The 15,243-nt window shown below is 58.4% G+C and carries 9 protein-coding genes; 5 read left to right on the top strand and 4 right to left on the bottom strand.

The genetic code is table 11. The features are described 5' to 3' along the window. The first annotated feature begins 91 nt into the window (after positions 1-91). On the top strand, positions 92-1,459 hold the full coding sequence (locus LOC68_RS04400; protein WP_230216159.1) for a S41 family peptidase: 1,368 nt from the start codon (positions 92-94) through the stop codon (positions 1,457-1,459). 26 nt (positions 1,460-1,485) lie between these two features. Continuing rightward, the gene (gene tsaD, locus LOC68_RS04395) at positions 1,486-2,514 is read left to right on the top strand and encodes a tRNA (adenosine(37)-N6)-threonylcarbamoyltransferase complex transferase subunit TsaD (RefSeq protein WP_230216157.1); all 1,029 of its coding nucleotides are present in this window, start codon (positions 1,486-1,488) and stop codon (positions 2,512-2,514) included. 16 nt (positions 2,515-2,530) lie between these two features. On the opposite strand, the gene LOC68_RS04390 is transcribed toward tsaD, so the two are convergent. Further along, complete coding sequence (locus LOC68_RS04390) at positions 2,531-6,385, bottom strand: hypothetical protein (RefSeq protein WP_230216155.1); 3,855 nt, start codon at positions 6,383-6,385, stop codon at positions 2,531-2,533. A gap of 281 nt (positions 6,386-6,666) precedes the next feature. Beyond that, complete coding sequence (locus LOC68_RS04385; protein ID WP_230216153.1) at positions 6,667-7,680, bottom strand: hypothetical protein; 1,014 nt, start codon at positions 7,678-7,680, stop codon at positions 6,667-6,669. A 318-nt stretch (positions 7,681-7,998) separates the two neighbouring features. On the opposite strand from LOC68_RS04385, the gene LOC68_RS04380 reads away from it, so the two are divergent. Beyond that, positions 7,999-9,906, top strand: coding sequence for an SLC13 family permease (locus LOC68_RS04380; RefSeq protein WP_230216151.1), 1,908 nt, complete (start codon positions 7,999-8,001; stop codon positions 9,904-9,906). 176 nt (positions 9,907-10,082) lie between these two features. Then, entirely contained in the window at positions 10,083-10,937 is an 855-nt protein-coding gene (locus tag LOC68_RS04375; protein WP_230216149.1) for an FkbM family methyltransferase, read from the top strand. A gap of 113 nt (positions 10,938-11,050) precedes the next feature. On the opposite strand, the gene LOC68_RS04370 is transcribed toward LOC68_RS04375, so the two are convergent. Both LOC68_RS04370 and LOC68_RS04365 read right to left on the bottom strand, forming a co-directional pair. Beyond that, positions 11,051-11,893: a hypothetical protein gene (locus tag LOC68_RS04370; protein WP_230216147.1), complete on the bottom strand. Its 843-nt coding sequence runs from the start codon at positions 11,891-11,893 to the stop codon at positions 11,051-11,053. A gap of 297 nt (positions 11,894-12,190) precedes the next feature. Further along, complete coding sequence (locus tag LOC68_RS04365) at positions 12,191-13,129, bottom strand: hypothetical protein (RefSeq protein ID WP_230216145.1); 939 nt, start codon at positions 13,127-13,129, stop codon at positions 12,191-12,193. 322 nt (positions 13,130-13,451) lie between these two features. Here LOC68_RS04365 and LOC68_RS04360 point away from each other — a divergent pair, with 322 nt between their 5' ends. Beyond that, on the top strand, positions 13,452-15,161 hold the full coding sequence (locus LOC68_RS04360; protein WP_230216143.1) for a hypothetical protein: 1,710 nt from the start codon (positions 13,452-13,454) through the stop codon (positions 15,159-15,161). Positions 15,162-15,243 lie beyond the last annotated feature (82 nt).

Raw genomic sequence — 15,243 nt, 5'->3', positions numbered from 1 at the left:
AACTGCAATCGTTCCCTATACTTGAGAAGGTCGCAACCTCTGTTGCGGTCTCTAGTTCCCGGAAACGCATGCCCCGCGAGCAGTCACGCCTATGTGGAAACTTCCTTCTAACTTAGCGCTCCTTGCGCTGATCGCTTGTGCCGGCCCGTTCTCGTTCCCCTCGTTGGCCCGCGCGGCTGATGCGACGCCCGGCGAAACGACCGCCGAGACGCCTAGTCCGTATGCCGAGATTGACGACGACTACGTCGAGCTGATTCAGATGTTTGCCGACGCCCTGGATCAGGTCGATCGGAACTACGTCGAAAAGCTCGATCGGCGGAAGTTGATCGAAGCGGCGATTCGCGGGGTGATTACCGAACTCGATCCTCACTCGACCTATATCCCCCAGGAAGAACTAGCTCGCTTTCGCACCAACATCGATCAGCAGTTCGGCGGCATCGGCATTCAGATCGACGCTCGTGACGGGCAACTGATCATCTCCAGCCCCTTGGTCGGCGGACCGGCGTACGACGCTGGAATTGGCGCCGGCGATCGAATCCTGGAGATCAATGGCCAAAGCACCAAAGGGATGAACCTGGACGCGGCGATCGAACACCTGAAGGGAGAGCCAGGCGAGACCGTTTCGCTGGTGATCTATCATCCGGCCGAGTTCAAGACCGAGACGCTTGAGCTTGAGCGAGAGATGATCCAACTGCAAACCGTCCTGGGCGACCAGCGGCTGGAAAATAACGACTGGGATTACATCTACGATCACGACCAGAAGATCGCCTACGTGCGGATCACCATCTTTAGCCGCAATACGGCCGAGGAATTCGCCGCCGTTCTGGAAAAGCTGAAAGCGGACGGAATCCGGGGGCTGGTCCTCGATCTGCGATCCAATCCAGGGGGTCTGCTGAGTGCCGCGATTGAGATCTCCGATCGTTTTATCAGCGACGGCAAGATCGTCAGCGTGGAAGGGCGAAACACCCCGAAGCGGGAGTGGAGCGCCGTCCCCGATACGACCCTGATTGACGTCCCGGTCGCTGTTTTGATCGATCATTTTAGCGCCAGCGCCAGCGAGATCGTTTCGGCTTGCCTGCAGGATCATGACCGAGCGGTGGTCATCGGGCAGCGCAGCTGGGGCAAGGGAAGCGTCCAGAATATTATCAATCTGGAGGAAGGGAAAAGCGCGATGAAGCTGACGACCGCCAGTTACCATCGCCCCAGCGGCAAAAACATCCATCGCCTGCCGGACGCCAAAGATTCGGACGAGTGGGGCGTCTCTCCATCGCCGGACATGGAAGTTAAAATGACTCCCAAGCAGCTGACCACCTTTCAACAGTATCGACGGCTTCGCGATATGGCGACGCTGATACCCCATCCGCCGGCCCCGGAACCGCCGCTGAGCGAAGTTGATCCGGTGCTTGCCAAAGGACTCGAATATATCGAGTCGAAAATCGCTGAGCCTGCCCAACCTTAATTACGCCGCCCCCTACATCCGCCCCTATGAATCTGCTGACGATTGAGTCGACCTGCGACGAAACTGCCGCCGCCATCATTAACGAAAACCTAGAGCCGCTGGCGAGCGTCGTCGCGTCGCAAGAGAAGCTGCACGAGCGATTCAACGGGGTCGTACCGGAAATCGCCGCCCGGGCGCATCTAGAGCGGATCATGCCGGTGATCGACGAAACGCTCGCCAAAGCGAATCTGACGCTCGCCGACATCGACGCCATCGCCGTCGCCCATACCCCGGGCCTGGCAGGATCGTTGCTGGTTGGGGTTTCGGTCGCCAAGACGCTCGCCTGGTCGCTGGGCGTGCCGCTGGTTGGCGTCAATCATTTGCATGGTCATATCTATGCGTGTCGCCTGGCCGCTGGCCGCGATATCTTTCCGTGCGTCGGTTTGATCGTCAGCGGCGGGCATTCCAGTCTGTACGATTGCCTTGGCCCGTCGGAGTTCGTCCCGTTGGGAGGAACCATCGACGACGCGGCTGGCGAAGCGTTCGACAAAGTCGCGTCGATGCTCGGCCTACCCTATCCTGGCGGTCCCTCGATCTCGCGCTGCGCCGCGGATGGCGATCCGCACGCGATCCCCTTTCCGCGACCGTTCCTGCAAGACCACAGCCGACTCGACTTCAGCTTTAGCGGATTGAAGACGGCGGTGCGTTACGAGATCGCCGGACCGGGCCGTCCTGATTTTTCCGCGGTCGAGATTTCGGACCAACGTCGCGCCGACATCGCCGCCAGCTTTGAGCAGGCGGTCGTCGATTGCCTGGTCGGAAAGTCGGAGTTGGCGCTCAAGAAGTCGGGGCGAGGTCGCTTGTGCGTCGGCGGCGGCGTCGCGGCGAATCGCAAGCTGCGCACCGCGTTGGAAGAAATGGCCGACCGCAATCAGATCGAACTGATCATCGCCCCGTTCTCGTTATGCACCGACAATGCGGTGATGGGGGCGATCGCTTGGGAAAGAATAAAAGCCGGAAGCTACGACGATCTTGCTCTCGACGCAGCTCCCGGCTTGATTCGGGAAAATGTCTAACGACGTCTGACCGGCATTAGTTACCGGTAGCAGTACCGTCCGTTTCAATCGTATTGAAGGCGCCCGAACCGATATTGAACGTCGTGACGTTACCGATTTGCGTAAAGCTCGGGAAACCGGTGAAGCGGACGTAGCGACGATCGGCCGAGATGACCGCGAACGCCGTGAACTGAACGCCTTCGGGCAACACGGTGATTTCCGGGCGGAAACCGACGCTGCTGCGATTGCGAATGAACGGGCGATTGTCGGCCATTTCCTGACGTGAGGTCTGATACGCTTCGCTGCTATAGGAATCGGAGTAGGAATCCAACGCCTGAGCCAACACGGCGCGGCCCATTTCAGCATGCGCCTTGGCGGCGACCTGAACCTGGTTTTCTTCCAGGCTGTCAGTACGACGCCCATCTTTCAGCGTGAAGTTAACAAGCGCCGGCGATTCGCCGAGCGGAATCTGCTCGCGAATGTGCTTCTGCTGCTTGGCGCCGTACGAAGTGTAAACGTCGACGGTCACCTTGCCAGCGGTCACTTCGCCCCAAATGCGACGAATGAGCAGCTTGTATTCGCCGGGGAAACCAACCGGGCAGACGTAGGTTTCGGAGAAGCCTTTGTCATCCTGTTGATTCAGAGACGAAGCGGTATCGCCCAGCAGAACGCCGCCGCCAACCGTGCGAGGATTGCGAAGCGAGCAGACGGCGCCGGTCGGCTCTTCGACCGCGATGTCGAGATCGGCGTCGCCGGTCCAGGTAACGTTGACGATGCAGTCGCGAATCAGCGCTTCGTTCAGCTGACGGCTGAACTCTTTCGCTTCGTCGATACGGCCTTCTTGCTGCAAACGTCCCAGAGCCGCTTTGGCCGAGAGGAACGCTTCGGTCTTGATCTTCACGCTCTCAGTCGGCCAGGCTTGCTTCAGCGCTCCGACGCAGGCCCAACGAATCCCATCGAAATCATCCAGACGCTTGGCGGCCGCCAAACCGAGAGCATACGGCTCGGGACGGAGCGGCTCGATCTTGGCGACTTCCTGGAACAGCTTCAGGGCTCGTTCATCCAACCCGACGCGAGTCATATAGATCGCGACGTAGAGCATGTGTTCGGGTCCCGAGGTGAAGTCGATCGCCGACATCAGGCTTCGTTCGATCTCTTCTTTCGGAGCGTGGTTCAGCTGCATCGCCATTCCAAGCGCTTCGTACATCCACGGCTGAGGTTGGCCATGACGCAGGAAAGACTGGATCAACGCGGTCACTTGATCGTATTGCTTCGCGTTCATCATGCGACGGATTTCGCTGCGAACTTCGGCCGCCGGAATGTCGGCGCCCGACTGGAGCAAGCGATCGAAAGCTTCCGCGCGAGTTTCGCCTTCGCGAACTTCGAGCTTCAGTTCCGGCTTCGCTTCCGGAGCGACCGCCGGTTCAGCGGCCTGCTGGACCGCGGGCTTCGCTTCTTCTTCGACGGTCGGGCCCAATTTCAGGACCGACTTCTCGTCGTCGACCGCGAAGAAACCGCCGCCGCCGCCACCTTGGTTACCGAAGCCGCCGCCGCCGCCGCCGAAGCCGCCGCCGCCGCCATTGATGCCGCCGCCGAAGGCGCCGCTCTGACCGCCGCCGATGCCGGAGCCAAAGCCGCCGCCGCCAGAAGGAATCGGCATGACCAAGTCGGCGACCGGGTACACCTTGGTGACCAGTTCCGATTCGGCGTCTTCCGGAGTGGTGATTTCCAACACTTCGTTCGCGACGACGTAGGTCAGTTCGAGTTCTTTCAAGAGCAAGCGAAGAGCCGAGCGGAGGCTGATGCCTTCGAGGTTACGCGTAACCGGCACGTCCGGGGAAAGACCAACGTCTTCCAGAGCGCGGTTGTTCAGCTGGATTTCGATACCGTGCAGGGTCTTCAGGTATTCGACCACTTCGACCAGCGGCGTGTCGATAAAGGCGATCTTGGTCGGCTCGTTGAGCTGTTCGAAGATCTTCTTTTCGGCTTCGCCGGTCGTCGCCAAGTCGACCGAAGAGTACTTCTTGCGACGGCGCGTGATGTCTTCCCAGAATTCGCGATCGGGGTAAACGATCGGCGGTTCATCCGGGAACGGAACGTGCGATTCTTCCACCAACCAGAGCGTATCGATCACGCCCTTGTAACGGAGTTCGCGAATTCGTTCGATGTTGTAGAAGTTGCCCACCAACTCGGCGTTGTAAACCGCGGCATGGGTAGCCAGGTTCCGCGGATCGATCGCACGAGCCGCAAAGGCCGCTTCTTCCGCTTCGACGTACTTGTTTTCGTCCATCAAAGCATTGAACATTTCCATGATGCTGCGGACCCGTTCTTCATCGCGAAGCAACGTTTCCGTGATGCGAATCCGCTCGGCGGCGATCGCGGCGTTTTCGTCTCGTTCCAGACGATCGGCTTCGACCTGGACCGCACGGCGATCGGCCATTTGGATGGCGCTGACGATGCGGTTACGCAGGTTGCGGCGGACGTCGGCTTGCAGTTCCGGAGCGCGATCGACGCTCTCCAACAACAGCTTCAGCGAGTCCTTCACCATCTCGGGCTGCACGCCCATCTGTTCGCGGGCGTTGGCCAGCGCGTTTTCGACTTCAATCTTGATCACTTCGGCCTGACGGATCTGCTGCCGCTGCACTTCGTTCAGGAAGTTGCCTTCATCGGCGCTTAGTTCGGCGCCCGGTTGCGACTGGGCGTTCACCATTCGCAGCGAGTCGTCGTCGCCAATCTGCGAGACGGCGGCCTTTTTGACCAGCGCGGCTTGCGGGTTGTTCGGGTCGCGTTTCAGCGCGGCGTCAGCCAAACGCTGGGCGCCCTGAGCGTCGCCGGTGGCGAGCGCTTGTCCGCTCATTTGCGAGAAAGTGTCGGCCGAAGCCAACAAGACGCGAGCCGTTTCACGCAGACCAACCGAACCGACGGTCGGCATGCTCATGCCGCCATCTTTTTGGGCCAACTGGATCAATTCGGGCAGGTAAGCCTGATCGTCCGACGCTTCCGGCTTGGCGGCGAAGTTCAGCTGAACCGTTTTGCCGTCCGACATGCCGGTGAACTTCACGGTCACGTCGCCCGCTTCGGCCAATTCGCCGACGACGATCGTGTCGCGATCGCCACGCAGCGGCGGAGTTTGTTTCGGATAGACGGCCGAGACGTTTTGCGAGAACTGAACGTCGCTCGGCCAAATCACCGGCGTTTCGGCAGCCGAAGCGATCGTGGCGCCAATGTCGGCCGAAGCCGCTTCGTTGCTGTCGACGATCACGTCGCCGCCGGTCTGATTCGCCAGGACGGCGAGCAGCTGAATGTCACGTTCCGGACCGATCGCAAACGCGTTGACCGCGGTGCGGGCCTTGGTCAGCGTGCCGACCAGTTTCTTCAGCTCAGCGTCTTCCAACATGCGAGCGCGGCTGGCGCCGTCGCCGAGGTAGACGATCGAGCGGGGAGTATCGAGTCCACCTTTGAACTGCGAGGCGGCTTCGGTCAGCATCGTCGGCAGGTCGGTCGAACCGAGCGGAGCGCGGCTCGCCAACTTCGCCACGGCGGCGTCGGCTGCGGCGCCGGTCGGAGCGACGAAACCGTCGTTCATCGCCACGGCGTGCAGGTCGCCGGCCATCACCTTCACGCGCGTGTTCGGCGAGAGGGAGGCTAGCAGCGCCTTCAAGGTCTTGAGCGAGTCTTCGCGGTAGATGCCGGTCTGGCTCGCCGAAGTATCGACGATGACGACCACTTCACCCGGGACTGTTTTGAGCTCTCCAGGAGAAATGCTCATCGCGAAGTAGGTTTGTCCGCCCGTCGCTTCGTAGGTGGCAAGCTTCGCTTCTTCGGCCATTGCCGACGCCGCAACGCTTGAACCCAACAAGATTGCCAGCGATGCGAGGACGCATCGTGCCATGCGCTCACCTTTGGGCATATTCAGACTCCAAAACCGTCGAAAGGATGTGTCGAGGAGGGGATTCCCTGTTCCAGTGAATTCCCACTGTTGTAGCAGATGCGGCTCACAGAAGGCGCAGAATTGCAGTCCGCAACTGAACTAGTATTCTATTTCCCGCCTGAAATAGACGCTACAAAAATCTACCGATTGTCGCAAGTTTAGCTGGATTAACATTTCCGGAGAATCGGAATACCCTTACCCCGATCCTCAGATTGCCAGCGATCACCTGCCCACACACCCTACTAGCGAAGTACCTGAAAGCCGTCGATCACGGCGTCCCAACGTTCCAGCAGCTGCCGCTCGGCCGTCCGATAGCCGCGGATCTCACGCTCTTGATGGATCTGGCGGGCGGCACGAATCGGCTGCGACAGGTCGAAGGAGCCGATCCAGCGAATTCCGTCATTCGACGAACGGGTCAGAGCGACAATCTGCGTGGCGAGCACGGCGGACCAAGCGGCCCCCTGCTCCGCCTTAGGGGATTCGGCACGCTTCTCCTTCAGATAATCATTGTATTCCGAGTATCCGTAAGGATCGAGCGAGATGACAAAGTCCGATGGCCCGCTGTGGAGGTAGGCGATTTCCTCGTCGGTTAGCGGAGCCTCTTCGTCTTCCAGCAACGTCGCGATCTCCTCAACCACTTCTGGCGCAATGGTTTCTGTGCTGATCACGACCCGCTCGACCGTCGGCGGCATTGGCGGGCAATCGTCCTGGGCCGCGGTGGCAATCACGGGGCGAGCGGCGACGGCCGAAGCGTAATCCTCGTCGAGAATGAACTGCTCAATTTCCGCAAGTTCTTTATCTGTAACAGGTTCCAATGCAGAACCCGACGACGGCAACCACCCGGCCAGCGCCCGGTTCGTCAGTCCCTTCATCCAGATGTCGAACTGGGCGACCTGAAAGCCTTCTGGATTTTCCGGGCTATTCCAGAACAGCCGGCTCACCTTTTGCCAGGCGAGTTCCAGCTCAAACGTTGCCTCTTCCAGCTGTCCGGCCCCGGCATGGTCCTTCGCCACGTTGATCGCAAACTGGCTCCCGTCGGCCGGCTTCGTCCGATTCGGCTCGACGCAGTCGCGAATTGCGGCCTGAACCCAATCGGTCTCAGCAAACTTCGCCAGAGGATCGCGGAAGTCGGCGAAATGGGCCTGATCGGCCGAATAAGCGGCGAGAACGCACGATCCTGGCAAATTGTCTGCAAAACACAGGGTAGGAATGCAAACCAGCAGGACGCAAAGCGAGCGTAGGCCCAAGAACGACATCCGTTGTCTCCAGCGGGGGCAGTAGTTGATTGAGTTTGAGAGGGGGACGCGAATCTCCACTCGCGGTCGCCCGTACTCGGCGTGACACATGTTCGTATCGGTCAAATACGACGCGACACGTCAGGCAAACCAGGAAGACTAGTAGAGATGCAGATTATGCGAGATATGAAGGCGAGGTTGCCCGATTTGCCGTTTACAATGGTTCGTTTCCCGATCCCTTACCGACTGGCGGCAGGTACCGCATTCCCAAGCGGCCGCAGAAACCTCAGAATCTCTACTGCCGCGCTGTTTGCCTGCCCTGTCGCCAACAACGATTGAATGATTCCCGAATTTTTGCACCCTTGGCTTGCGATCGCGACGACCATCGGCGTGTTCGTCACCCTGCAAGTCACGCGACGAATCCCAATCGACCTGCTGTTTCTGTTGGCGCTCGTCTTTTTGGTTCTGACTGGGGTCCTGGCCCCAGCCGCGGCAATCGCCGGCTTCGCCAGCCGCGCGGTCTTGGCGATCAGCGCCCTGTTAGTTGTAGCGGCCGGTCTGCGCAGCACCGGCGTCCTCGACTGGGTCGGCAACATGCTACTGGGAGATGTGAAGACCGAGCAATCGGCGCTTCGCCGCATCGCCGGGCCGATCGTCGCCAGCAGTGCGTTCATCCTCAACACCGCGCTGGTCGCGATGATGATGCCGGTACTGATCGATTGGTGCCGTCAGCGAAACCTCTCTCCGTCGAAGTTGCTGCTCCCCCTTAGTTACCTGACGATCCTGGGCGGCGTCTGCACGTTGATCGGCACCAGCACCACGCTGGTCGTTAACGATCAACTTCGCTTGAGCCACACCGCGATGCAGGCCGAAGTGGCACAACTAGAGGAAGCGGCGTCGCCCGATGCGACCGCCATCGCCAAACGCCAAACGGCGCTGCCGAAAGTCGCGCCGATGGGCTTCTTCGAGATCGGCATGGTCGGGCTGCCGTGCGCAATCGCCGGATCGCTCTTCTTGATCCTGCTCGGGCAGAAATTGCTGCCAGGTTCGCCTGACTTAATCGAGCAGCTGGGAGATCAACGCCGTGAATACCTGGTCGAGATGCAAGTGCTGCCCGAATGTCGCCTGGTGAGCAAAACGGTTGAAGAGGCGGGCCTGCGTAACTTGCACGGGCTCTATCTGATCGAAATCGATCGCCACGGCGACATCATCACGCCGGTTGCGCCGGGAGATCAAATCCGTGCCGGCGATCGTCTGGTCTTCACCGGCGTCGTGTCGACAATCGTCGACTTGGAGAAGATTCCGGGGCTCGTTCCCGCGGCCGATCAAACGTATGAATTCCATCCCAGCTCGCGGCAACAGCGGCACCTGACCGAAGTGGTTTTGTCGCGCACGTCGCCGCTGATCGGCAGCACCGTCCGCAAAGCGAACTTTCGCGCTCTCTATAACGCGGCGGTGATCGCGGTCCATCGCAACGGCATGCGACTGACCAACAAGATCGGCAACATCGAACTGGAGCCGGGCGATACGCTGCTATTGCAAACGCGCGGCGACTTTATCGCCCAGCAGCGCAATAGCCGCGACTTCTACCTGGTCAGCAGCGTCGAAGGCGCCGAACCGCGTCGTCACGATCGAGCCTTGCTGGCGGCCAGTCTGATGAGCGTGCTGATCCTTTGGATGACGCTGGCTTCGCTCTTTGGGGGCGGAGGCCTGGGAGATCCGGCGATCGCCGCGCTGTCGATCGCCGCGCTGATGGTGCTGACGCAATGCGTCAAATCTTCCGACGCGCGAGCCGCCGTTGATCTCCAGGTAGTCGTCACGATCGCCGCCGCGCTGGGGCTAGGGAGTGCGCTGTGGCAAAGCGGCGCCGCCGGCATGATCGCGGAGTCGCTCGTCAATCTGGTCGGGCCACGTCCTTATCTGCTGCTGATCGTGATCTATTTGCTGGCGATGGTCTTTACCGAGATGATCACCAACGCCGCGGTCGCCGCACTGCTGCTGCCGATTGCGATTGCGGTCGCGATGGAAGGGGATTTGAATCCGCGTCCCTTTATCATGGCGATCGCCTTGGCGGCGTCCCTCTCGTTCCTGACGCCGATCGGTTATCAGACCAACTTGATGGTCATGGGCCCCGGCGGTTACAAGCCGCGCGACTACCTGGTGGCCGGCGTTCCGCTCGCACTGATCGTCGCGACGACGGCCCTGGTGCTGATTCCCTTTGTCTGGCCGCTGACGCTAACGAACTAGGCGATTCAACGGGAAAAACCGTAGCCAAATGCTAGCGGATCGCTGAGCGCCGCCGCGAAATATCGCCTCAGTTGCTCTAGCCTCGAAATCAAAATCCGCGGTATGATCCCCCCCGATTCCGGGACAAGATTTGGACGTCCCGGGCAACGCATCGAATCAGGCTGGGGAGTTTCGTCGTGATCAAAGCGCTAGGCAAGTTGTACCATGGTTTCCGCACCGACGATTCCCACTCGACAAAGCGAGGAACGACGTCGAGCAAGTACTACGTCAAGGACTTCCGCTATTGCGGCAAGCCGGTCAGCGGCGTCTTCCGCTACGGCACGATCGACGAAGGGATCTACCAAGGGATCTTCCGCGAATACCGCTTGGAAGAAATCAGCAAGAAGCTCGCGGGTCGTCCGTCGACGATCGTCGATATCGGCGGCCACATCGGCGGCTTCAGCGTGATCGCGGCCACGCTCTTGCCGCAAGCGAACATTCAGGTTTACGAGTACATGCCGGAAAACCTGCGGATGATTCAATCGAACCTGCTGCTCAATAACGTGCAGAATCAGGTCCAAGCGTACAACTACGCCGTCGCCGATCGGAGCGATCAGGTCATTCCGAAGAACAACTTCGACAACATCGACGTGCATGCTTCCAAAGAGCACCGTACCAACACCGGCGGAATCTGCATCGCCGACAAAGCGACGACGAGCCAGGCCTGCGAAAACGGCATCCCGACGTTGGCCGCCAAAGAGATTTTCGGGCCGCTCGATCAGGTCGACGTCTTCAAAATCGACTGCGAAGGTTCGGAGTTCAAAATCTTGTTCAGTCTGGACGAAACCGACTATCACAAGATTCAAATGATCACCGGCGAAATCCACCACCAAGACGACAACTACGGCGACAGCAAAACGAACGGCCACCTCTGGAACGGCCCCGGTTTGCTCAACTACCTGCGTCACTTCTACAAGAACGTCGAAGTCCACGCGCAATCGGATACCGACTGGGGCTACATGCAGATCTTCTCGGCTTCGGATCCGATGTAGAGCAGAACGTCGCGGCGCACAGCGCTGCGATCCATTGAGCCAAAGTTCTCGGAATACTCCAGGGACGGCGATCGCAATCACAGCGGTTCCCGTCCCTGGTTCGTTTATCTCGACTACTGTCGCTGTTTCTCTAATTCTTTCCGCCGCCGCTCGATCTCGGCAGGATTGTTTTCGCGCTTCATCCGCTCCGCTTCCTGGCGGTAATGCTCCATCCGGGCCGCCGACTCCACCTTGATCGCTTGCTGCGTCTTTTCGCTCAAGATGCGATGCGTCTTCGACAACAAAGAAGGGGGCAAATCGCGGGGCGGTTTGGCGTTGCGACGGTCTTGCTCGCATTTGATGATATGGCGCCACACTTTGTGATACGCGTCGGCCAACTTGCGAAAGTCTTCCATTTGTCGCTTCGTCATGTCAGCTTGCGAAAAGTCAGGCGAGGAGTCCGATCCCGCTTCGGCCAGCGGCAAGATCGCGTGCAACAAACGATTCAACTCGGCGGTTTCGGCATCGGTCAGCAGGATGCCGTAGCCTGACGCCAGCGGGTTATCGCGAGCTTCTTGCAGGAGGCGAGGAATCTGGATTTTCACATACGCTTCCGACCGTTTGCTCAACGTTCGCTTCGTCACCTCCGCTTCAAAGTCTGCCAGAATTTTCCCGTAATTCTCCGCCGCTTTGGCGCGAAGTTCCGCCGTTTCTTCATACGGCTTGTCGGGCAATGCGCGAATCGTGGTCGCCAACTCCACCAACCGCAGCGCGGTGTAGGTAGAACGATAGTTGGAAGTGCGCGCCTGAGCGAATTCGACCTGCATGGTGGCCAGTCTCTGCGATATCGCTCCGTCTACTTTGACCGCGATATCGTTGTCGATCTGCGAAAACGTTTCCTGGATTTCGTACTCCAGCACGTCGGCCGCCATCATCACGTCTTCGGTACTGTCCCGCCCCTGGCGAATTTTGGTCAACTCCTCCTCATAGCTCGCCAGTGCGCTATTCGTGATGACGAAGCAGGAAACGGCAAACGCCAGAAGTCGTCGGCAATTTAGAGTGCAGGGTTTCACGAGGCCGGAACCTTGTTTCTTTCTGATAAGACGAAGCGAGCAATGCGAATAACGAATAGCATGCGCTATTTCGCGGGACTTGTCCTCCAAAAGTTTAGCCAACAGATACGATTTCACGAATCAGGCATTCAATCTCAGCGAGACTCCGCCGAATATATTCCCAATTCACGAAGGGTTGGAAATACTCTCCAGACTAAAAGACTACCGTTGTCGCTCTTTGAGTTGCGTCTGCCGCTTCCTCTCGACTGGGTCGCTTTCTGGCGTCTCTCGCTCCACTTGTTCAAGGAATTGCTTCCTGCGAGCAGCTGACTCCGCTTCCTCGGCTGCGTTTTTCTTGTCGTTGAAGATTTGATACAGTCTTCCGAGCTGATCTGACGGCAACACCGTTCGCGTCTTGGCCATCAATCGGGATTGCTCGCAGTGAATGATATGAAACCAAACTTTGTTAAACGCGTCACCCTGAAGAAAGAATCCGTTCTTATTCATGTCTCCTCCAAGCTGGAACATGTTTTTGTGTTCGACCGGCGTAAGCGTCGCCGTCAACAGTCGCTTTAGCTCGCTAGTTTCAGTCTCCGTCAACAGAATGCCGTAACAGGTTCCTAATCCCAATGGGTTGTGCTGAGCTTCGTCAATGAGATGAGGGAATCGCGTTTTTACAAACCATTGCTGAGTCTCGTCCAAATTATGTTTTGCCGCCTCGGTCTGATATTCCGCCAAAATGCTTCCAAAATGCTGCGCCGCCTTGGCGCGAAGTGCGACCGTTTTTTCGTAGTCCCGATTCGGCAGGTCGTGGATCGACAACGCGAGTTCGATCATATTCAACGCCGTAGAAGCGGCGCCAAATTCAGGCGTCTGGGCCCGCGACGCTTCCTGTCGCACGGACTCTAATCGTTTGGCAGTCGCTTCCAACAGGTGCGATTTCATGTCGTTAGGAATCAGCGATAGCGTCGCTTTCAATGCCGAGTCCAATGCATCGGCAGCGACGATAACATCTTCGTTCGCCATTCGACCTTCGCGGATTTTCACCATTTCCTCTTCGTATCCAGCCATCGCGTCGCGGCTGAAAGCGAACAGCACGAGGAAGATCGTCGCAAATTTCAGTAGCTGGAGAGTTGTTATCGATAAGGTGTTCGCCGTCACGTCAAAACCTCCCACTTATTCGGACTCTATTTCCTAAACGGGAACCAGCCGACCATCATGCGCGATTTCGACGAACCTGTCCTAGAGGAATTAATACTCCGCTGGCATTAGCTGCAAATACGACGCAACATCTAGCTAAAACAATGCATTCTTATCACGGAGCGAAAGTCATGGCGCAGAACGCGAATTCCCGAACCGCGTGTGGCGACGACTGTTACCCAGGAACCATCGATACCAGATCGGTCCTATCAGCAATTCCTGGCAAGATCCGTAGATTCTGCTCGAATATATTCGCAAGGCAGTTCCAACCAGCGGCAGTTTTATGACTCGAAAAGCGAAGACCTACCTGGCGGTCATCGGCGGCAGCCTGCTGTTGTTCTTGGGCATGATCGCGTGGTCGATTTGGGGTCCGCCGAGGAAGTTGGCGATTTCGCCGAAGACGACGTTTCTGGTCGCTCCGCTGACCGACGACGGCCAGGTCGACTATGTCACGCATATCGAGCGGCAGCGGAAAGAGGAAATCACCCGGCGGAACAACGCCGCCGTACCGATCGTGATCGCCACGTGGCCTGGCGAATTGACGGTCGATCAACAGCATCAGCTGCGCGAACAACTTGGAATCGAAGAAGAGCTCTCTCCGGGCATTGTGGAACTTGACTCCTCCGATCACTACTTGCAATTGATCACCGCCTGGGCATCCGAAAAGTGGCAGATCGATCTCAGCCAAGGGGGCGATTACGACTTCGATCCCCGAAACTACGTCTACGACCTGGACCAAAATCCCTGGCGTCGCGAGCAGATTCCTCCAGTGGCCCAATGGGTCGACGACCAGCGAGTACACCTTGACCGGCTATTCGACCTGGAGAATTGCCACGCGTCGTATTGGCCGTCGCTTGACGATTCGCAATTGCAGGAATGCGGCGTCGAAGAGCCCCCCAACGTTCGACTGGCGATTTGCGGTTTGTGCATCAGAGCGAATATGCACATCGGCGAAGGGGACGCGGCGGCGGCCTGGCGGGATTTGAAAACATGCTGGCGAATCTGCCGCACCTACCCTACGCCCCCATCGCAACTTCAGATCGCGATCGGCTGTGCACTGGAGCCGGTCGTGGCGGACCGTACTCATCGGCTGTTGTCGAGCGGCGTCTGCGACCGCGAGCTGCTCGACGAGATCTCCGCCTTTCTGCGCGACCTCCCTCCCCTGCCCAATTGCGCTGACGTGGCCGAAAGTTTTTCGCGCCTGGCGGCGCTCGAAGGCGCCGCCTATCACGATGAAGTGACGGTCGCATACGCCGAACAATTCACCCCCGAGCGAAGGCGCTATTTACTACACCTACCGTACAACAAGAATACGACGCTCCAGAGAATCAACCAGGTTTACGACAAACTTCATGGCGTCCTGACCATCGACGACATTCCGCAGTTCGACATTGCGGCCCGTCTCTGGCAAGCGGATGCGGAGGAACGCTTTCGCTCTTGGGACGGCAACTACGCCGCGTTCTCGGCGACGCTCAATCAATCGGTTCGCGGCGTCTTCATCGCCGATATGACCTACGCCCACTGGGCGAGCGAATGGATCGATCAAAAACGAAATTGGAACCGCTGCCGTCAAGAGCTCCGTTTGCTGCAAGTTACGACGGCGCTACAGCAATATCGAGCGACGAACGACGAATATCCCAAATCGCTCGATCGATTAGCCGAACTGCTCGATCTCGATTTGACGATCGACCTGTATCTACCGACCGAGCGACTGATCTATGAGCGGCGTGATCCCGGCTTTTTGCTCTACAGCCGCTACGTCGACGGCACAGACAACGGAGGAGACTCAATCACGCAAAGAATCGAGGACGGGGAATGGTTAAAGGACCAACTCATCGAGACGCTGATGGCCGAAGATCTGCTCGACCTGGTCGTCCGCTATCCGATACCGAACTGGCTCGACCTGGAAAAGCCGCGCACGCGTCGTGAAATTGAGACCGCGACCGGAAATGGGGTCTTCGGGATTGATGAATTGGAGACGACGCCGGAATAGCGCAATCTTTGCAAATACGATGCGATTGGTTGCGAATCCCATTGCGTTGAACCAACCGAATCGATGCGCACAAAAAAAGCTC

The sequence above is a fragment of the Blastopirellula sediminis genome (assembly GCF_020966755.1).
GTDB lineage: Bacteria > Planctomycetota > Planctomycetia > Pirellulales > Pirellulaceae > Blastopirellula > Blastopirellula sediminis.
The sequence above is the reverse complement of the archived record's forward strand: the minus strand, read 5'-3'. Positions and strand labels throughout refer to the sequence as shown.

Coding starts and splice junctions, on each gene's coding strand:
- tsaD (WP_230216157.1), top strand. CDS start 1,486: ATGAATCTGCTGACGATTGAGTCGACCTGCGACGAAACTGCCGCCGCC.
- LOC68_RS04390 (WP_230216155.1), bottom strand. CDS start 6,385: ATGGCACGATGCGTCCTCGCATCGCTGGCAATCTTGTTGGGTTCAAGC.
- LOC68_RS04380 (WP_230216151.1), top strand. CDS start 7,999: ATGATTCCCGAATTTTTGCACCCTTGGCTTGCGATCGCGACGACCATC.
- LOC68_RS04385 (WP_230216153.1), bottom strand. CDS start 7,680: ATGTCGTTCTTGGGCCTACGCTCGCTTTGCGTCCTGCTGGTTTGCATT.
- LOC68_RS04360 (WP_230216143.1), top strand. CDS start 13,452: ATGACTCGAAAAGCGAAGACCTACCTGGCGGTCATCGGCGGCAGCCTG.
- LOC68_RS04400 (WP_230216159.1), top strand. CDS start 92: ATGTGGAAACTTCCTTCTAACTTAGCGCTCCTTGCGCTGATCGCTTGT.